Raw genomic sequence first — 16,428 nt, forward strand, 5'->3', positions numbered from 1 at the left:
GGAGCGGAAAGATGGCGCCCCGCTGAATTGGCGGCGCCCGCATCCGCCCGGCGCAACGGCTCGGCCAGCTTTCGGGGCGGTCTGCCGCGCCCGATTGACCCCGCGGCGCAAACGGCGCAGCATCGCTGCATGACCCTGAGCATCACCCCCAGCGGCCAGTCCTGCGGCGCCCGCGTCACCGGCGTCGACCTGACGCGGCCGCTCGATGCCGGCACCGTCGCCGAAATCCGCGCGGCCTGGCTCGATCACCATGTCCTCGCTTTCCCGGACCAGAAGATGAGCGAGGACGACCTCGAACGCTTCACCGGATATTTCGGCGGCTTCGGCGACGATCCCTTCATCAAGCCGATCCCGGGCCGCGCGCATATCATCGCGGTGAAGCGCCGCGCCGACGAGACCGCGCCGCTCTTCGCCGAAAACTGGCACAGCGACTGGAGTTTCCAGACGCGGCCGCCCGCAGGCACCTGCCTCTATGGCATCACCATCCCGCCGGTCGGCGGCAACACCGAATTTGCGAACCAGCACGCCGCGCTCGACGCGATGCCCGCCGATCTCCGCGCGCGCATCGAGGGGCTGCAGGCGGTGCACAGCGCGCGCAACGGCTATGCGCCTTCGGGCATGTACGGCGCGAAGGACAGGGATCGCAGCATGGACATCCGCTCGGGCGAGGAAGCGCTCGAAACGCAGCGCCACCCCTTCGTCCGCGAACATCCCGAAACCGGCCGCCCCGGCCTGTTCGGCTGCGCGGGCTATATCATCGGCTTCGACGGACTCGACGACGGCGAAGCCCTGCCCCTGCTCTACGAACTCGTCCAGTGGCAGGGGCGCGAGGAATTTCGCTACAGCCACGCATGGGAACCCGACATGCTCGTCATGTGGGACAATCGCTCGGTCCTGCACCGCGCGACCGGCAGCTACGACGGCTACGACCGCCTGCTCCACCGCACGACGATCGCGGCGCGGGAGGGAGCTTAGGCCTTTCCTTCCTTTGCCAGCGTACCGACCACGCCCCACGCGATCAGCGCCTGCCCCGCGAAATAGAGCGGCCAGACGAGCCACATCGTGACGTCCTTGCCCAGCACCCCGCCCTCGCCGGCAAAGATGAACAGGTCGCTCGCCAGGAACATCATCGCGCCGATGCCGGTACGATAGCGCGGAAAGCGGCTGGTCCATGCGGCGGCGGCCATCGCAGCCACGAAGAGCGTATAGATCGCGCCATGCCACCAGCCGGGCAGGGGGCTCAGCATCGCCCAGACGATCACCAGCGAGGCCGGGATCGTCAGCCAGCCGAGCAGGCGCTGCGACGATGTCAGGCTGGGCCGAGCGGTTGCGCATGTAGAGGGTGATCGCGATGACATGCCCGGCCGCAAACGCCGCCGCGCCGGGCGGCAAACCCACGGCATCGAGCAACCAGTCGCCGAGCGCCCCGAAACCGAGCACCGCCGCGATCAGCCAGCCGTTCGCTTTGCGCGCATTCGCCGCCGCCCAGACCGCGAGCAAACCCACGCCGCTCGTCTTCCACGCCCAGATCGCCGGGCCGTCGAGCCGCTGAAACACCGCGATGAAGAAGCTGATGCCGCTTAGCCAGCGCCAGCCACCACAGCCACCGCGCCCGATCCCAACCCTGCTCGCCGCTCATCCCGCGCCCCTTTGCATCTTGCTCTCAAGGCGCCTACTGCGCGGCGGACGAACCGCAAGTCAATGATTAGGGTAAATGGTGGCGTACGACATTCACATCATCGGCGGCGGCCTCGCGGGGTCGGAGGCGGCGTGGCAGCTCGCCGAGGCGGGCTATCGCGTGCGCCTGTCCGAAATGCGCGGGGGCGGCGACATGACGCCCGCGCATCAGGGCGACACGCTGGCCGAAATGGTGTGCTCGAACAGCTTCCGCAGCGACGACGGCGACAGCAACGCCGTCGGCCTGCTCCACCGCGAGATGCGCGCGCTGGGCTCTATCATCATGCGCGAGGCCGATGTTCACAAGGTGCCCGCCGGTTCAGCCCTTGCCGTGGACCGCGATCTCTTCTCGGGCGGCGTCACCAGGGCGCTGTCCGAGCATCCCAACGTCACCATCGTCCGCGAACGCATCGACGCGCTCCCCGCCGAGGGACTGACGATCGTCGCGACCGGACCGCTCACCGCCGCGGCGCTCGCCGACAGCATCGGCGCCGCGACCGGCAGGGACGCGCTCGCCTTCTTCGACGCCATCGCCCCGATCGTCTACCGCGACAGCATCGACATGGACGTCGCCTGGATGGCGAGCCGCTGGGACAAGGTCGGGCCGATCGGCGACGGCAAGGATTATATCAACTGCCCGATGGACAGGGACCAGTATCACGCCTTCGTCCAGGGCTTGCTCGACGGCGACAAGACCGGGTTCAAGGAATGGGAGACGAACACCCCCTATTTCGAAGGCTGCATGCCGATCGAGGTGATGGCCGAACGCGGCGTCGAAACGCTGCGCTTCGGCCCGATGAAGGGCGTCGGGCTCGACAATCCGCGCACCGGGCGCTGGCCCTATGCGGTCGTCCAGCTCCGCCAGGACAATGCGCTCGGCACGCTCTGGAACATGGTCGGTTTCCAGACCAAGCTCAAACATTCGGCACAAGTCGAATTGTTCCGCACCATCCCCGGTCTCGAAAAGGCCGAATTCGCCCGCCTCGGCGGCCTCCACCGCAACAGCTTCATCCGCTCGCCCGAACTGCTCGACGAACAGCTGCGCCTGAAATCCGCCCCGCACATCCGCTTCGCGGGCCAGATCACCGGCTGCGAGGGCTATGTCGAAAGCGCCGCGATCGGCCTCGTCGCCGCGCGCTTCGCCGCCGCCGAGCTGGCGGGGCGCACCCTGACGCCGCCGCCGCCCGAGACCGCGCTCGGCGCGCTGCTCGGCCACATCACCGGCGGCGCCGACGCCGCGAGCTACCAGCCGATGAACGTCAATTTCGGCCTCTTTCCTCCGCTTGCCGAGGATGTGCGCAAGAAGGACCGGAAGCTGGGGTATACGCAACGCGCTGGGACGAAGCTGGCGGAGTGGATGAAGGTCGCCGAAGGGGTTGCGGCATAAGAGCCACCTCTCCACCATTCGTGCTGAGCTTGTCGAAGCACCGTCCTTCTTCTTCAACGCCGAAAGAAAGAGCGGCCCTTCGACAAGCGCAGGGCGAACGGAGACTGACGTCCTCCCCACGATCTAGCATTTGCACTTCGCCACTGCCGCCCGCTTCGGCGCCGTCGTCGCGAATTCCGCCCGGCTCAGCCCGCCCGACTTGTCCTTGTCCGCGCCCGCGAAGCGGTCGCCCGTCGCCGCGGCCCATTCCTCGAAGGTCAGCAGATTGTTGCGATCCTTGTCGAGCTTGCGAAAGGCCGCGGTGCGCGTCGACATCATCTCGACGCGGCTGATCACCTCGTTGCGGTCGCGGTCGTAGCGGTTGAAGCGCCGCTCCTCGCGCGACGCCTCCTTCGCCGCGCGGCAGTTCGGGCGGCGCCGGACCGCGCTTCGGCGCGCTAGGCCCCCGCAACCGGGATCGGTCCCGGATCGGGTGGCGCGTCGGGGATCACCTCTTCCTCGGCGGTCTGCGTATAGCCCTTCCATAAAAAGACCCCGCCGGTGAGCAGCAGCGCGCTGGCGATGCCGCCGATCAGGAACCGCGAAACCGCCATCGCCACCACCCTCCGCCCGAAGAGCCAAGGGCTATCATGGACGGGCCGCGCCCGGCAACCGGGTCACGCGCGGATCGGACCAAAGTCCTGATCGAATGACTTGTTCAAATTCGCCCCGATGATGGCTATATCCGATCAATGCAACATTACCTGCCCTCGCTCAAGCAGATGCAATATCTGGTCGCGCTCCACGAGCACGGCCATTTCGGCCGCGCCGCCGATGCCTGCAACGTCACCCAGTCGACGCTGTCGGCCGGCATAAGGGAGCTCGAGACCTTGCTCGGCCAGACGCTCGTCGAGCGCACCCGCCGCGTCGTCCGCTTCACCATGCTCGGCGACAAGATCGTCGAGAAAGCGCACCGCGTGCTGCGCGAGGCCGAGGAACTCGCCGATATGGCCGCCGCTGCCGCCGCGCCGCTCGTCGGCGAACTCCGGATGAGCGTGATCCCGACGATCGCGCCCTTCCTTCTCCCCGGCCTGCTCCCGCGGCTGCGCAAGGAACGGCCCTCGCTCAAGCTCTTCCTGCGCGAGGAACCGAGCGCGCAGGCGTGCGAGTCGCTGCACCATGGCGCGGTCGACTGCGTGCTGCTCGCGCTCCCCTATGGCTGCGGCGACGTCGAGGCCGAGAACCTCTTCGACGACGCGCTGTTCGTCGCCTTCCCCGGCGACCAGAGCGAGGACCTTCCCGCGATGGTCAGCGCCGACCAGATCGACCCCGCGCAGATGCTGATGCTCGAGGACGGCCACTGCCTGAAGGACCACGCCCTCGCCGCGTGCAACCGCCCCGAGCTGCGCGCCGGGGCGCGGATGATGGGCACCTCGCTGCACACGCTCGTCCAGATGGTCGACAACGGCCTCGGCATCACCATGCTGCCGCAGATGGCGATCGAGGCCGGCATCCTCGACCACACCGACATCGACACCCGCCCGCTCGATTCGGACCATGACTGGCGCACCATCGCGCTGGTGTGGCGCAAGGGCAGCCCGCGCGCCGAGGAGTTCCGGATGCTCGCGGATATCTTCCGCCAGCATAAGGTGAGCTAGTTTCCCCGGACGTACGGAAACGACCGATAGCTGACGTTTGCTCTCCCCTCCCTCTTAGGGAGGGGTTGGGGGTGGGTAACCGCCGAAGGCGGTGCTCTTCCTTCTTGCTCGCTGCGCTCGCTACCCACCCCTAACCCCTCCCTAAAAGGGAGGGGAACGGCTTAAATCCACCCCCAAACCGACATCCCGCGCTCAGTCTGCGCTCTGTTCCCACCGCTCCGCGCGCGCATGATCCCCATCGCGCTGCTCGACCCACCCGACGCGCCCGTCGGCGAACGCCTCGCGCTTCCACAGCATCACGTCGGTCTTGAGCCGGTCGATCAGAAACTCGACCGCCGCCAGCGCCTCGGCGCGATGCGCGCTGCTTGCCAGCACCAGCACGATCGTCTCGCCCGGCGCCATGCTCCCGACGCGGTGGATCAGCGTCAGCGCCGCCAGCTTCCAGCGCGCCGCCGCTTCGGCCGCCAGTTGCTCCAGCCCGCCCGGCGTCAGCACCGGATGATGCTCGAGGAATAGTTCGGTCAGCCCGCCGTCGCCGCGCACCCGCCCGACGAAGCTGGCGCTCGCACCGTGCCCGCCCGCGTGATGCGCCGCCATTTCCGCCGCAACGTCGATCGCCCCGGCGCCGACCGCTACGCGGATCATCCGCCGGTCACCGGCGGAAACAGCGCGATCTCGCCGCGCGCGGGAAGCAAGGCTCCGGCCCCGGCCATCCGCCCGTCGATCGCGGCGCGGATCTGCGCGGGTTCCGAAAAGGCCCAGGTCCCCGGCTCGTCGCGCTCGGCCAGCCATCCGATCAGGTCGCCGATCGTCGCCACGCCAGCGGGCGGCGTCACCGTCTCATCGGCGATCCCCATCCGTTCGCGCACCCAGGCGAAATAGCTCAGTGTCAGCGCCACGCTCAGTCCATATGCTTCAGGCCGACGCGCAGATAATCCCAGCCGGTGATCAGCGTGAGCACCGCGGCGCCCCACAGCGACACCAGCCCCACCGTCTTGATCCACGCCTCCGCGGGCAGCGCCCCCGCCAGGATCAGCGCCCCGAACGCCACCAGCTGGAACGTCGTCTTCCATTTCGCCAGTTGCGTCACCGGCATCGACACCTGCAGCGTCGCCAGGAATTCGCGCAGGCCCGACACGATGATCTCGCGCAGCAGGATCATCAGCGCGGCAATGACATGATAGCCGTCGATGTCGCGCGTGAAGACCAGCAACAGGATCACCGCCGCGATCATGATCTTGTCGGCGATCGGGTCGAGGAAGGCGCCCAGCCGCGACACGATCCCGCGCGAGCGTGCAACATAGCCGTCAAAATAATCGGTAATGCCCATCAGGCAGTAAAGGCCGAAGGCGAGCGCATAGTCGATCGCCAGCGGCTGGTGCGCGCCGATGCGAATGCCCGGCCACAGCAGGAACAGCAGGATGGGCACCGCCAGGATGCGCGACAAGGTCAGGATATTCGGAAGGCTGAGCATGACCCCTGTTTCCCGCTCGCGCGGCCTTTAGGCTTTGACCCTGCCTCCCCTAGCCGATAAGCCCGCCGGGCGACAACCATATTGCCCAAGGGGCGGGCGGATGGCGGCACGAATTTTGATGGGGATGGACCATATATGACCGGCTCTTTCGCGCTGCTCAAACAGCGCCGGTTCCTGCCCCTCTTCGTCACCCAGTTGCTCGGCGCGTTCAACGACAATCTGTTCAAGAATGCGATGGTGCTGTTCGTCGTCTATGGCGTGTACAACGACGAAACCCAGGAAACGCTGTTCAGCGCGGTCGCGACCGCGCTGTTCATCCTGCCCTTCTTCCTGCTATCGGCGCTCGCGGGGCAGCTCGCCGACACGCGCGACAAGGCGCGGATCATCCGCACCGTCAAATTCTGCGAGATCCTCATCATGCTCGTCGGCGGCGCCTACCTCGTGCTCGCCTGGTTGGGCTGGGCGGTGCAACTGGTCGCGATCCCGCTGATGATGCTCGCGCTCTTCGCAATGGGCATCCATTCGACCTTCTTCGGCCCGATCAAATATGCGATCCTGCCGCAGCATCTGAAAAGCGACGAGGTGCTGGGCGGCACCGGCCTGGTCGAGGCGGGCACCTATATCGCGATCCTCGCCGACACCATCCTGGCGGGCGTCATCGACGTCGAATGGGCGGCGCTTGGCGTCGTCGTCGTCGCGCTCATCGGTTACATGACCTCGCGCGAAGTCCCGCCCGCGCCGCCCGAGCATGAGGAACATGGCATCGACTGGCACATCATCCGCTCGTCGCGGACGCTGGTCAGCGGCACGATGCACATCCCGCGCCTCTATCTCGCGATCCTGTCGATCAGCTTCTTCTGGACGATCGGCGCGGTGCTGTTCATCCAGTTCCCGCCGCTGGTGAAGAATATCCTGCACGCCGACAAGAGCGTCGCCAGCCTGTTCCTCGCGGTCTTCTCGATCGGCATCGCGATCGGCTCGGTCGCGGTCAACCGCCTGCTCAAGGGCCGGGTGTCGGCGAAATACAGCCCCGCCAGCGTCATCGTCATGGGGCTGTTCGTCCTCGCCTTCTATTGGGTCTGCCGCAATTGGGAACATGATCCGTCGGGGGTGATGTACGGCATCGACGGCTTCCTCGGCCATGCCGACGTCCTCCCGCTTCTCGCCGCGCTGCTCGGCATCGCGATCAGCGGCGGCATGTTCGTCGTGCCGCTCTATGCCTTCCTCACCACCACCGTCCCCAAGGACCAGACCGCGCGCACCGTCGCGGCGAACAATATCGTCAATTCGGGCGCGATGGTCGCGGGCTCGCTGCTGGCGCTGGGGCTCAGCTTCGCCGGCGTCGGCGTCGTCGACCAGCTGCTGATGAGCGCGGTAATGTGCCTGATCTCGGCCTGGCTCGCGGTGAAACTGCACCGGGCGTGCGATTAGGGACGGATCGTCTGTTTCTGATCACGTCGGCATGGGGATGGGAAGCGGCCATTCCCAAATCCTCCCCGCCCGGCGGGGAGGTGGCAGCGCGAAGCGCTGACGGAGGGGGTTCGCGTCCTGAAGCGACGCTGCTTCAGGCCGACAGCCCCCTCCACCGCCTTCGGCGGTCCCCCTCCCCGTTCCGGGGAGGATTTGGATCATCCGCTACCGCCCGAAACCGGGCCTCAGATCAAAAACATCATCGTCGCGGTAAAGAAGATCGCGAAGCTCTGCAAAAACAGCTTCAGGTCGGTCCCGCCGAACATCGGCTGCGGCCGCCGGTGCTGGGCGATCGCATGGCGCAGTACGCCCTCCCAATCGGCCGAGCGCGCTCATCCGCGCGATGACCAGCTGCCGCCGACCATGCGCCTTCAGCCGGCCGCGGATGTCGATGCGGAGTTCGGGGTCGAATTCGTTCATAGCCCCAGGCTAGTGGGGTGTTAACGAGTCGGTAAGGTTAAAAAAGCGTTAGCGCGGCGCTGTCCCGCGCCGGGACGCGCGCCGTCCGATCCCTTAACGCGGCATCGGGCGGATCTTGACCCCGCGCTTGTCGGCAAGGCCGCGCTGGAAGGGCAGACAGCGCTGCGGTTTCATCCGTGGCCCCAGGCAATAGCGCACCTCGGTCAGCCATCCGTCCCTGTCGGTCGCCACGGCCAGCATCTCGGGCCGGATTCCCCGGTTGCGCGCGGCAAAGGCCTGGCGGATCGACCCCGCGGTCTGCGGCTTCGCGGCCAGCGCCTTCATGTCGGGAAAGTTCACCGTGCGGAACAATATCTCGGCGGCGCGGAAATAGGACGCCGGATCGGGGCTCATGCAGGTGCCGTGCTTGGCCCATTCATGCTGGAGCAGCTGCGCCGACGGCGTCATGCACATATGGCGGCGCAGCACCGGCTGCGGCACGATCTTCGCGGGCCGGCACCATTGCGGATAGCCGGGGTTCGCCGCCTCGGGCCACAGCCCGTGCAGCACCCAGCCGAAGCGGCCATTCTCGCCCGAACATTGGAAACGGTCGCGCGCATCCCTGGGATTGCGCACCTCGGCGCAATGCTGCGGCGACCAGCTGAGGCTCAGCAGATAGCCGCAGCGATCGGCGGCCTCCGCACCGGCTCGCCGCGCTTTGGCTGCTCCAGGCGCGGGATGACGGTGCGGTCGGGCGCGACGCAGGCGGGGGCCTGGGCAAGGGCGACGGTGGGGGCCAGTACTCCCGGAATAAGGCCGTATGACAATAATCGTCGCCCCCGCGCAGGCGGGGGCCGCGATCGGCCTTGCGTGGCGCCTCCAGCGGCCCCCGCCTGCGCGGGGGCGACGTGAAGGAGATCAGGCCAGCGCAAAGTCGAGCCCGATGTCGGCCGCCGGCGCCGACTGGGTCAGCCGCCCGACCGACACATAGGTCACCCCCGTCGCGCCGATGGCGCCGATCGTGTCGAGCCGCACGCCCCCCGACGCCTCGGTCGGCACCCGTCCGGCGACGATCGCCACCGATTCGCGCAAGGCGGCAAGGTCCATATTGTCGAGCAGCAGGTGCGTCGCCCCCGCCCCCAGCGCGGGTCCGACCTGATCGACGCGGTCGACCTCGACGATGATATTCGCAATGCCCGCATCGACCGCGCGGCGCACCGCCGCCTCGACCGATCCCGCAACCGCGACATGATTGTCCTTGATCATCGCGGCGTCCCACAGCCCCATACGGTGATTGGTCGCACCGCCCATCCGCGTCGCATATTTCTCCAGCACGCGCAGGCCGGGGATCGTCTTGCGCGTGTCGAGCAGCGTCGCCTTGCCGCCCAGCGCATCGACATAGTGCCGCGTCAGCGTCGCGATGCCCGACAGATGCTGCACCGTGTTCAGCGCCGACCGCTCGGCGGTCAGCATTGCGCGGGCGTTGCCCGACAAGCGCATTAAGTCGGTTCCCGCGGGCACTTTTTCGCCTTCGCCCACCAGGATTTCGATCTCCATGGCAGGATCGAGCGCGCGAAAGAAGCTTTCGGCGATCGGCAGCCCGGCGACGGTGATCGCGTCGCGGCTGTCCATCACCCCCGAAAAGCGCGCGTCCGCGGGGATCACCGCCAGCGAGGTGATATCGCCCCCCTCGCCCAGATCTTCGGCGAAAGTGGCACGGACGAAGGCGTCGAGATCGAAACCGGGCAGGGAAAAATCGCTCATGTCGCCCGCGATAAAGCGGCGCCCGCGCAAATCAACTTGACGTTTACGTCAACTGGCGCTGACATGCACGCCACGCGGCAACTTGGACAACATCCGGAGAGGTTCATGCTATCCCCCATTTGCGCGATGCTCGGCATCGAATTTCCCTTGCTGGCCTTCTCACACTGTCGCGACGTCGTCGTCGCGGTGTCGAAGGCGGGCGGCATGGGCGTCTTCGGCGCCGCCGCACTGCCGCCCGAACGGCTCGAAGAGGAACTCGCCTGGATCGACGATCATATCGGCGGCAGACCGTATGGCGTCGATCTGATCGTCCCGAACAGCTTTGCTGAGCAAGGGTGACGCCCCGGCGCCGGGCGCGCCGGTCATCCCCGAAACCCATCTGGAATTCGCCGCGGGCCTGCTCGCGAAACATGGCATCGACGCGGCGGGACTCGACGATCTGCGCGAGGCGCGCTCGGCCTTCGGCGACAATATGCGCGAGGATGGCGCGGCGAAACTGCTCGAGGTTGCTTTCCGCCACCCGATCGGCCTGATCGCCAACGCGCTCGGCGTGCCGCCGCCGCTGATGCTCGAACTCGGCAAGCGCAACGGCGTGCCCGTCGCGGCGCTCGTTGGCACACGCGACCATGCGCTGGCGCAGGTCCGCGCCGGGGTCGATATCCTCGTCGTCGCGGGCGGCGAAGCCGCGCGGCCATTGCGGTGAAGTCGCGACGATGGTCCTCGTGCCCGAAGTCGCCGCGGCGGTCGAAGCGGTCGGCGCGAACACCCCGATCCTGGCCGCAGGCGGCATCGTCACCGGGCGGCAGATGGCCGCCGCGATGGCGATGGGCGCGCACGGCGCCTGGACCGGTTCGGTGTGGCTGACCACGGCGGAGGCCGAAACCAACCCGGTGGTGAAGGAAAAGATGCTCGCCGCCTCGTCGCGCGACACGGTCCGCTCGAAGAGCCGCACCGGCAAGCCGTCGCGCCAGCTTCGCTCGCCCTGGACCGACGCGTGGGAGGCCGAAGGCGCGCCCAAGCCGCTGCCGATGCCGCTGCAATCGCTGGTCAGCGAACCCGCGCTGCGCAAGGTCGACAAATTGTCCGAGGGCGGCCACGAAGGCGCCAGGACGCTCGCCACCTATTGGGTCGGCCAGGGCGTCGGCCTGATGAACGAGGCGATGGGCGCCGGACAGGTCGTCCAACAGTTCAAGGAAGACTGGATCGCCGCCTGCGAGCGGTTGAACGGGTTCATCGGCGATTGATTAGGCAAAGCGGTGTGCTCCCGCGAAGGCGGGAACCCATCTCCGGACGCCGAAAATCGAGCTGCGCGGGTGATGGGCTCCCGCCTTCGCGGGATCACAGCCTCATTTGTTTCAGGAAACCGTCGCCTTGACGATCTGACCGGGTTCGCGCGGCGGCTCGCCCTTGGGCAGCGCGTCGACATTTTCCATGCCTTCGATCACTTCGCCCCAGACGGTATATTGGTTGTCGAGGAAGCGGGCATCATCGAAGCAGATGAAGAACTGGCTGTTCGCGCTGTTCGGATTCTGCGAGCGCGCCATCGAACAGATGCCGCGGATATGCGGTTCGGCGTTGAACTCCTGCGGCAGGTCGGGAAGCTTGCTGCCGCCCATGCCGGTCCCCGTCGGATCGCCGCCCTGCGCCATGAAGCCGGGGATCACACGGTGGAACACGACACCGTCGTAGAAACCTTCCTTCGCGAGCGTCGCGATGCGCTCGACGTGCAGCGGTGCCAGATCGGGGCGCAGGCGGATGACGACATCGCCGGTCGACAGCGACAGGGTGAGGGTCTGGTCGGACATAAAAACTCCTGTGGAGGGATGCTGGCGGTCCCATAGCGGGCGGCGGCGGCATTGCCACGCATAATTTCCGGGACTAGGGGAAGGCACGGCCCGCCTCGGGCCAATTTCGGCGCCGCAGCATAGGGAGGACCGCGCGATGGACAAACGCGAAGATTCCCTGCCTCCCGACGACATGCTGATCGACGCCGACCGCGAAACCGAACTCGACGAGGACGACCGGCTGAAACCCGAATTCGTCCGCGATGTCATCGACCTTGCCGAATCGGGTGAAGCCGAAGCCGCGCGCGAACGCGTCGGGCGCCTCCACCCCGCCGACATCGCCGACCTGTTCGAACTCGCCCGCGCCGACGAACGCCCGATGCTCGCCGCCGTGCTCGGCGACCTTCTGTCGGCCGATGTGCTGGCGGAGATGAACGATTATGTGCGCGAGGAGCTGATCGACCTGCTCGCGCCCGAACAGGTCGCCGAACTCGCGTCGGAGATGGATACCGACGACGCGGTCGCGATCATCGAGGACATGGAGGAGGACGAGCAGCAGGCCGTCCTCGAGGCGATGGAGCCCGAAGATCGCGCCGCGATCGAGGACGCCCTCTCCTTTCCCGAGGAAACCGCCGACCGCCTGATGCAGCGCGAGTTCGTTGCGGTGCCGGAGCATGTCACGGTCGGCGACGTCATCGACCGGCTGCGCGAAGATGTCCAGCTGACCAGCGATTTCTGGGAAATCTTCGTCGTCGATCCGATGCACAAGCCGGTCGGCACCTGCCAGCTGAGCTGGGTGCTGCGCACGCCGCGCGATATCGCGATCAGCGACGTGATGAAGCGCGAACAGACCTTGATCCCAATCGACATGGATCAGGAAGAGGTCGCGCTGCGCTTCCAGAAATATGCGCTGATCTCCGCCGCCGTCGTCGACAAGGCGGGCCAGCTTCGTCGGCATGATCACCGTCGACGATGTCGTCCACGTCATCCAGGAAGAGGCGGGCGAGGATATCCTGCGCCTGTCGGGCGCCGGCGACGGCGACATCAACGAACCGATCCGCGAAACCTATGTCGCGCGCGTCCGCTGGCTGATCGCCAATCTGGCCACCGCGCTTGTCGCATCGACCGTCATTGCGCTGTTCGGTGGCGCCATCGAACAGATGATCGCACTTGCCGTGCTGATGCCGATCGTCGCGGCGGTCGGCGGCAATGCGGCGATGCAGACACTGGCGGTGACGGTCCGCGCGCTGGCGATGAACCAGCTCACCGATTCGAACAGTTGGCGCGCGATATTGCGCGAGATGAAGATCGCGCTGCTGAACGGCGGGACGATCGCGATCATCGCCGGGCTCGTCGCCGGCCTCTGGTTCGCCAATCCCGCGCTGGGGGGAGTGATCGCCGCGGCCATGATCGTCAACATCTTCGTCGCAGGGGTGACCGGGGTTGTGGTGCCGCTCCTGCTCGACCGGCTCGATCAGGACCCGGCGGTTTCCAGCTCCATCTTCGTGTCGATGGTAACCGATTCCATGGGCTTCCTGGCCTTCCTCGGTCTCGCGGTGGCCAGCGGTCTGGTTACGATGGGCTGACAAGGCCCTGAATTCGCAAGCGATTCAAAAGAATCGGAAAAAATTTCGTCGCCCGCATCTTTTTCGGGAACTTATCCACCGCCTGGACCGTTTCCCCTTCGAGCAGCGGTCATCGCCCCCCCGCAGCGCTGCTCAGCAACATTGGCCCGGTGCGTATTCCCTCCCCCCCCCTCGAAGCGCGCCGGGCCATTTTGCAGCCAAGCCCCTGAGTGAGGTCGATATAATGACGAGTTTTCGCGCAATCCTTCTGTCCCTGCTTGCCGCCGTTCTGGTCACGGGCTGCAATACGGTGAAGGGTGTCGGCCGCGATATCGAGTCGGTCGGCCAGGCCGGGAGCGACGCGATCCACTGATCGCGGCAAGTCACTTACCCCCGATCAAACCTCTTCGAGAGGTTCGACAGGCGCCGTTTCGGCGCCTGTCTTGCGTCGGCGCTGGGTGAACCAGATCGCGAAGATCGAAATCTCGTAAAGCAGGATCAGCGGCACCGCGAGGAGGAACTGGCTGAGTACGTCGGGCGGCGTGGCAACGGCCGCGATCGCGAAGGCGGCGACGATCATGTAGCGCCGCGCCGACACCAGTTGCTGGCGCGTCACGATGCCCGACCGTTCGAGCAGCATCAGCAGGATCGGCAGCAGGAAGGCGATCCCGAACGCCATCACGAACTGCATGATGAAGCTGAGATAATTGCCGACCGAAGGCAGCGCTTCCTGCGTCACCCCGCCGACATTGCCCTGAAAACCGAGCAGGAATTTCAGGGCGAGCGGAATGGTGATGAAATAGGCGAAGCAGGCGCCGAGCGTGAACAGCACCGGTGTCGCGAAGAGAAAGGGCAGCAGCGCGCGCTTCTCCTGCCGATAGAGACCCGGCGCGACGAATTTCCAGAGCTGGTTGGCGATCACCGGAAAGGCGATCATCATCGCCGCGAACAGCGCGACCTTCACCTCGACGAAAAACGCCTCGAAAAGCTGGGTATAGACGAGCTTGCCCTGCCCCGCCTTGACCAGCGGCTGGACGAGGACAGAGAAGATCGGTCGCGCGAAATAGAGGCAGACCCCGAAAGCGACCGCGATCGCAACGAGCGATTTCAGCAGCCGCGAGCGCAGTTCGACGAGATGGTCGAGCAGCGGCATTTTGCCGCCCGCACCATCCTCTTCCGCCGTGACGGGTCCTTCGACGCTCATGGCAGCGGACCGTCTTTGGGCGGCACGGTGTGGGTTTCAGGCGTCGCCGGGGCCGTCGGGGCGGCCTGCCGGTCGGCCTCGTCGGCCGATTGTTCGGGCGGGACGCTGGTCGCCGGGATCATCGCCGGCGCCGGATCGCCGTCGGTGCGCGGAAATTCGCGCATGATCGCCTCATTCTGCTCGCGCCATTTCTTCTCGAGCTCCTCGAGTTCCGCCTCGCGCATCATCGTGTCGAGCCCCGAGCGGAAGTGACGCGCCATGCCGCGCGCCTTGCCAACCCATTTGCCGACGAACCGCATGGCTTTGGGCAAATCCTTGGGGCCGATGACCACGAGAGCCACCACCACGACGAGCAGCAACTCGGTGGGCGCGATATCGAACATGGATTGTCAGTCCCCCGGCTAGGCAGTCGGCGATCAGAGCTTGTCCTGCTCGCTGGTCGGGGTCGAAATCGGTGCGGGGTCGGGTGTCCGCTGGCCTTCGAGATGCTTCACCGGCGGCAGCGCGTCGTCGTCGGCCATGCCCTTCTTGAAGCTTTTCAGTCCCTTGGCGACATCGCCCATCATGTCGGAAAAGCGACCCTTGCCGAACAGCAGGAGGACGACGAGGCCCAGAATGAGCCAGTGAACCAGGCTGAAACCGCCCATGAGAATTCTCCTTTGCGCCCCAACGGGCGTTTGTCCTGTCTTAATTAGGCGTCTTCGCCGTCTTTTACTAGGTCCAGCTCGCCCATGGCCTCTTCGAAGGCGAGATCGACCGGATCGAGCAGACCTGCGGCGCGCAGATCCTCGATACCCGGCAAATCCTTGCGGCTGCTAAGTCCGAAATGCTGCAAAAATGCGTCGGTCGTCTTGTAGATCAGCGGCCGCCCCGGAACCTCACGGCGCCCCGCGGGCGCGATCCATTCGGCCTCCATCAGCACGTCGAGCGTGCCCTTCGAGGTCTGGACGCCGCGGATCGCCTCGATCTCGGCGCGGCTGACAGGTTCGTGATAGGCAACGATGGCGAGTACCTCGGACGCGGCGCGCGACAGCTTGCGTGGATCGTCGCGTTCGCGCCGAAGCAGGTGCGCCAGGTCGGCCGGGGTCTGGAAATGCCAGTGACCGCCGCGTTCGACCAGTTCGATGCCGCTGCCCGCATGGCGCGCCGCGATCGCGTGAATGATCGCCCTGACCTCGGCAACCGGGATTTCCTCGGCAAAGCGCGCCGCGACCTGCCGTGCGTCGAGCGGCTCGTCGCTGGCGAACAGCATCGCTTCTATCGCGCGTTCGCGGTCGTCGATCATTGCTGCGCAGCCCTCAGATACAGCGGTTCGAACGCGCCCTCCTGCTTCAGGTCGACGCGGCCCTGCCGCGCCAGTTCGAGCGCGGCGACGAAACTGGACGCGATCGCCGAGCGGCGCAAGGGGCCGTCATAATCGGAAGGCAGGAAATCGGCGAGTTCGGCCCAGTCGAGCCTGACCCCGATCAGCCGTTCGAGATGGTGAAGCGCCGCGTCGAGCGTGATCACCGGCCGCCGCGCCACCATGTGAACGACGGGTTCGGTGCGCAGCTTCACCTGTCCGTAGGCCGCGAGCAGGTCGTAAAGGCTGGCATCCCAGCGCCGCAGCCGCACCTCGTGCAATCCCTCGGGCCTGGGACGCAGGAACACATCGCGGCCGATGCGGTCGCGCGCGAGCAATCGCGCCGCCGCCTCGCGCATCGCGGCGAGCCGCTGGAGCCGCAACTGCAGCCGTAGCGCCAGCTCGTCGGGCGACGGGTCCTCGAGCGGATCCTTCGGCAGCAGCAGCGCCGATTTGAGATAGGCCAGCCATGCGGCCATCACCAGATAGTCGGCGGCGACCTCCAGCTTGGCGCGCATTTCGGCGATGAAAGCCAGATATTGCTCGACGAGTTGGAGGATCGAAATCTGCCGCAAATCGACCTTCTGGCCACGCGCCAGCGTCAGCAGCAGGTCCAGCGGCCCTTCCCAGCTGTCGAGCGACAGTTGCAGCGCATCCTCGCGCTCCGCCGCCGCAGGCGCCACGTCAAAGTCGAGCGGCAATTCCTCCATCGGCGGATCAGGCCC

At 66.5% G+C, this 16,428-nt stretch carries 23 protein-coding genes and 2 pseudogenes; 9 read left to right on the top strand and 16 right to left on the bottom strand.

The genetic code is table 11. The features are described 5' to 3' along the window. The first annotated feature begins 129 nt into the window (after positions 1–129). Positions 130–975, top strand: coding sequence for a TauD/TfdA dioxygenase family protein (locus N0A20_RS07710; RefSeq protein ID WP_260583285.1), 846 nt, complete (start codon positions 130–132; stop codon positions 973–975). Here the strand turns inward: N0A20_RS07710 and N0A20_RS07715 are convergent. Both N0A20_RS07715 and N0A20_RS07720 read right to left on the bottom strand, forming a co-directional pair. Continuing rightward, positions 972–1,358: a lysoplasmalogenase gene (locus N0A20_RS07715; RefSeq protein ID WP_260583286.1), complete on the bottom strand. Its 387-nt coding sequence runs from the start codon at positions 1,356–1,358 to the stop codon at positions 972–974. The two genes, N0A20_RS07710 and N0A20_RS07715, sit on opposite strands and share 4 nt — an antisense overlap. A 19-nt stretch (positions 1,359–1,377) precedes the next feature. Then, positions 1,378–1,557, bottom strand: a pseudogene (locus N0A20_RS07720) (lysoplasmalogenase family protein); the annotation flags it as partial. Between the two features lie 157 nt (positions 1,558–1,714). Here N0A20_RS07720 and trmFO point away from each other — a divergent pair. Next, positions 1,715–3,064: a methylenetetrahydrofolate--tRNA-(uracil(54)-C(5))-methyltransferase (FADH(2)-oxidizing) TrmFO gene (gene trmFO, locus N0A20_RS07725; protein ID WP_260583287.1), complete on the top strand. Its 1,350-nt coding sequence runs from the start codon at positions 1,715–1,717 to the stop codon at positions 3,062–3,064. A gap of 123 nt (positions 3,065–3,187) precedes the next feature. Here the strand turns inward: trmFO and N0A20_RS07730 are convergent, their stop codons facing one another. Further along, a complete protein-coding gene (locus N0A20_RS07730) occupies positions 3,188–3,400 on the bottom strand; it encodes a hypothetical protein (RefSeq protein WP_409574746.1) in 213 nt (70 codons plus the stop codon). 101 nt (positions 3,401–3,501) lie between these two features. Continuing rightward, positions 3,502–3,657 (bottom strand): hypothetical protein, encoded by a 156-nt coding sequence (locus tag N0A20_RS07735; RefSeq protein WP_260583288.1) that lies wholly within the window; start codon positions 3,655–3,657, stop codon positions 3,502–3,504. A gap of 138 nt (positions 3,658–3,795) precedes the next feature. On the opposite strand from N0A20_RS07735, the gene N0A20_RS07740 reads away from it, so the two are divergent. Then, positions 3,796–4,701 carry a hydrogen peroxide-inducible genes activator gene (locus N0A20_RS07740; protein ID WP_260583289.1) on the top strand — a complete coding sequence of 302 codons (906 nt, stop codon included), beginning with the start codon at positions 3,796–3,798 and terminating at the stop codon, positions 4,699–4,701. 192 nt (positions 4,702–4,893) lie between these two features. Here the strand turns inward: N0A20_RS07740 and N0A20_RS07745 are convergent, their stop codons facing one another. Genes N0A20_RS07745 through pgsA form a run of 3 tightly spaced genes read right to left on the bottom strand, consistent with a single transcriptional unit; the run spans position 4,894 to position 6,175 of the window. After that, positions 4,894–5,346, bottom strand: a complete 453-nt coding sequence (locus tag N0A20_RS07745; protein ID WP_260583290.1) for a molybdenum cofactor biosynthesis protein MoaE — start codon at positions 5,344–5,346, stop codon at positions 4,894–4,896. Beyond that, positions 5,343–5,600, bottom strand: a complete 258-nt coding sequence (locus tag N0A20_RS07750) for a MoaD/ThiS family protein (RefSeq protein WP_260583291.1) — start codon at positions 5,598–5,600, stop codon at positions 5,343–5,345. The genes N0A20_RS07745 and N0A20_RS07750 overlap by 4 nt, the downstream gene beginning before the upstream one ends. A 2-nt stretch (positions 5,601–5,602) precedes the next feature. Continuing rightward, the gene (pgsA, locus tag N0A20_RS07755; RefSeq protein ID WP_260583292.1) at positions 5,603–6,175 is read right to left on the bottom strand and encodes a CDP-diacylglycerol--glycerol-3-phosphate 3-phosphatidyltransferase; all 573 of its coding nucleotides are present in this window, start codon (positions 6,173–6,175) and stop codon (positions 5,603–5,605) included. A gap of 135 nt (positions 6,176–6,310) precedes the next feature. Here pgsA and N0A20_RS07760 point away from each other — a divergent pair, with 135 nt between their 5' ends. Beyond that, positions 6,311–7,606 (top strand): MFS transporter, encoded by a 1,296-nt coding sequence (locus N0A20_RS07760; protein WP_260583293.1) that lies wholly within the window; start codon positions 6,311–6,313, stop codon positions 7,604–7,606. Between the two features lie 204 nt (positions 7,607–7,810). Here the strand turns inward: N0A20_RS07760 and N0A20_RS07765 are convergent, their stop codons facing one another. The 3 genes from N0A20_RS07765 to nadC form a co-directional block, all read right to left on the bottom strand. Continuing rightward, positions 7,811–8,065: a hypothetical protein gene (locus tag N0A20_RS07765; protein ID WP_260583294.1), complete on the bottom strand. Its 255-nt coding sequence runs from the start codon at positions 8,063–8,065 to the stop codon at positions 7,811–7,813. Between the two features lie 93 nt (positions 8,066–8,158). After that, a complete protein-coding gene (locus N0A20_RS07770; protein WP_260583295.1) occupies positions 8,159–8,680 on the bottom strand; it encodes a ribonuclease T2 family protein in 522 nt (173 codons plus the stop codon). A gap of 282 nt (positions 8,681–8,962) precedes the next feature. Next, on the bottom strand, positions 8,963–9,808 hold the full coding sequence (nadC, locus tag N0A20_RS07775) for a carboxylating nicotinate-nucleotide diphosphorylase (RefSeq protein ID WP_260583296.1): 846 nt from the start codon (positions 9,806–9,808) through the stop codon (positions 8,963–8,965). Between the two features lie 105 nt (positions 9,809–9,913). On the opposite strand from nadC, the gene N0A20_RS07780 reads away from it, so the two are divergent. Genes N0A20_RS07780 through N0A20_RS07790 form a run of 3 tightly spaced genes read left to right on the top strand, consistent with a single transcriptional unit; the run spans position 9,914 to position 11,052 of the window. Then, the gene (locus N0A20_RS07780) at positions 9,914–10,147 is read left to right on the top strand and encodes a hypothetical protein (protein WP_260583297.1); all 234 of its coding nucleotides are present in this window, start codon (positions 9,914–9,916) and stop codon (positions 10,145–10,147) included. Beyond that, entirely contained in the window at positions 10,131–10,511 is a 381-nt protein-coding gene (locus tag N0A20_RS07785; RefSeq protein ID WP_260583298.1) for a hypothetical protein, read from the top strand. Before N0A20_RS07780 ends, N0A20_RS07785 begins: the two co-directional genes overlap by 17 nt. Before the next feature lie 10 nt (positions 10,512–10,521). Continuing rightward, complete coding sequence (locus tag N0A20_RS07790) at positions 10,522–11,052, top strand: nitronate monooxygenase (protein WP_260583299.1); 531 nt, start codon at positions 10,522–10,524, stop codon at positions 11,050–11,052. A gap of 111 nt (positions 11,053–11,163) precedes the next feature. Here N0A20_RS07790 and N0A20_RS07795 read toward each other — a convergent pair whose 3' ends face one another. Beyond that, a complete protein-coding gene (locus tag N0A20_RS07795) occupies positions 11,164–11,613 on the bottom strand; it encodes a peptidylprolyl isomerase (protein WP_260583300.1) in 450 nt (149 codons plus the stop codon). 136 nt (positions 11,614–11,749) lie between these two features. On the opposite strand from N0A20_RS07795, the pseudogene mgtE reads away from it, so the two are divergent. Both mgtE and N0A20_RS07805 read left to right on the top strand, forming a co-directional pair. Then, a pseudogene (mgtE, locus tag N0A20_RS07800) lies at positions 11,750–13,178 on the top strand (magnesium transporter). Between the two features lie 223 nt (positions 13,179–13,401). Next, positions 13,402–13,530: an entericidin A/B family lipoprotein gene (locus N0A20_RS07805; protein ID WP_260583301.1), complete on the top strand. Its 129-nt coding sequence runs from the start codon at positions 13,402–13,404 to the stop codon at positions 13,528–13,530. Between the two features lie 24 nt (positions 13,531–13,554). Here N0A20_RS07805 and tatC read toward each other — a convergent pair whose 3' ends face one another. From tatC to N0A20_RS07830, 5 genes are read right to left on the bottom strand one after another with little or no spacing between them, the layout of a single operon-like run. After that, complete coding sequence (tatC, locus tag N0A20_RS07810; RefSeq protein ID WP_260583302.1) at positions 13,555–14,361, bottom strand: twin-arginine translocase subunit TatC; 807 nt, start codon at positions 14,359–14,361, stop codon at positions 13,555–13,557. After that, a complete protein-coding gene (gene tatB / locus N0A20_RS07815) occupies positions 14,358–14,744 on the bottom strand; it encodes a Sec-independent protein translocase protein TatB (RefSeq protein WP_260583303.1) in 387 nt (128 codons plus the stop codon). Before tatB ends, tatC begins: the two co-directional genes overlap by 4 nt. Positions 14,745–14,777: 33 nt before the next feature. Beyond that, positions 14,778–15,008 (bottom strand): twin-arginine translocase TatA/TatE family subunit, encoded by a 231-nt coding sequence (locus N0A20_RS07820; protein ID WP_260583304.1) that lies wholly within the window; start codon positions 15,006–15,008, stop codon positions 14,778–14,780. Between the two features lie 44 nt (positions 15,009–15,052). Further along, positions 15,053–15,646, bottom strand: a complete 594-nt coding sequence (gene scpB, locus N0A20_RS07825; protein WP_260583305.1) for an SMC-Scp complex subunit ScpB — start codon at positions 15,644–15,646, stop codon at positions 15,053–15,055. After that, a complete protein-coding gene (locus tag N0A20_RS07830; RefSeq protein ID WP_260583306.1) occupies positions 15,643–16,413 on the bottom strand; it encodes a segregation and condensation protein A in 771 nt (256 codons plus the stop codon). The genes scpB and N0A20_RS07830 overlap by 4 nt, the downstream gene beginning before the upstream one ends. Between the last annotated feature and the right edge of the window lie 15 nt (positions 16,414–16,428).

The sequence above is a fragment of the Sphingopyxis sp. PET50 genome (genome assembly GCF_025244705.1).
Classification (GTDB): Bacteria; Pseudomonadota; Alphaproteobacteria; order Sphingomonadales; family Sphingomonadaceae; genus Sphingopyxis.

Excerpts from the sequence above, each read along its gene's own strand:
- N0A20_RS07710 (WP_260583285.1), top strand. The coding sequence starts at position 130 with ATGACCCTGAGCATCACCCCCAGCGGCCAGTCCTGCGGCGCCCGCGTC.
- N0A20_RS07715 (WP_260583286.1), bottom strand. The coding sequence starts at position 1,358 with ATGTCATCGCGATCACCCTCTACATGCGCAACCGCTCGGCCCAGCCTG.
- trmFO (WP_260583287.1), top strand. The coding sequence starts at position 1,715 with ATGGTGGCGTACGACATTCACATCATCGGCGGCGGCCTCGCGGGGTCG.
- N0A20_RS07735 (WP_260583288.1), bottom strand. The coding sequence starts at position 3,657 with ATGGCGGTTTCGCGGTTCCTGATCGGCGGCATCGCCAGCGCGCTGCTG.
- N0A20_RS07740 (WP_260583289.1), top strand. The coding sequence starts at position 3,796 with ATGCAACATTACCTGCCCTCGCTCAAGCAGATGCAATATCTGGTCGCG.
- N0A20_RS07745 (WP_260583290.1), bottom strand. The coding sequence starts at position 5,346 with ATGATCCGCGTAGCGGTCGGCGCCGGGGCGATCGACGTTGCGGCGGAA.
- pgsA (WP_260583292.1), bottom strand. The coding sequence starts at position 6,175 with ATGCTCAGCCTTCCGAATATCCTGACCTTGTCGCGCATCCTGGCGGTG.
- N0A20_RS07760 (WP_260583293.1), top strand. The coding sequence starts at position 6,311 with ATGACCGGCTCTTTCGCGCTGCTCAAACAGCGCCGGTTCCTGCCCCTC.
- N0A20_RS07765 (WP_260583294.1), bottom strand. The coding sequence starts at position 8,065 with ATGAACGAATTCGACCCCGAACTCCGCATCGACATCCGCGGCCGGCTG.
- nadC (WP_260583296.1), bottom strand. The coding sequence starts at position 9,808 with ATGAGCGATTTTTCCCTGCCCGGTTTCGATCTCGACGCCTTCGTCCGT.
- N0A20_RS07780 (WP_260583297.1), top strand. The coding sequence starts at position 9,914 with ATGCTATCCCCCATTTGCGCGATGCTCGGCATCGAATTTCCCTTGCTG.
- N0A20_RS07790 (WP_260583299.1), top strand. The coding sequence starts at position 10,522 with ATGGTCCTCGTGCCCGAAGTCGCCGCGGCGGTCGAAGCGGTCGGCGCG.
- N0A20_RS07795 (WP_260583300.1), bottom strand. The coding sequence starts at position 11,613 with ATGTCCGACCAGACCCTCACCCTGTCGCTGTCGACCGGCGATGTCGTC.
- N0A20_RS07805 (WP_260583301.1), top strand. The coding sequence starts at position 13,402 with ATGACGAGTTTTCGCGCAATCCTTCTGTCCCTGCTTGCCGCCGTTCTG.
- tatC (WP_260583302.1), bottom strand. The coding sequence starts at position 14,361 with ATGAGCGTCGAAGGACCCGTCACGGCGGAAGAGGATGGTGCGGGCGGC.
- tatB (WP_260583303.1), bottom strand. The coding sequence starts at position 14,744 with ATGTTCGATATCGCGCCCACCGAGTTGCTGCTCGTCGTGGTGGTGGCT.
- N0A20_RS07820 (WP_260583304.1), bottom strand. The coding sequence starts at position 15,008 with ATGGGCGGTTTCAGCCTGGTTCACTGGCTCATTCTGGGCCTCGTCGTC.
- scpB (WP_260583305.1), bottom strand. The coding sequence starts at position 15,646 with ATGATCGACGACCGCGAACGCGCGATAGAAGCGATGCTGTTCGCCAGC.
- N0A20_RS07830 (WP_260583306.1), bottom strand. The coding sequence starts at position 16,413 with ATGGAGGAATTGCCGCTCGACTTTGACGTGGCGCCTGCGGCGGCGGAG.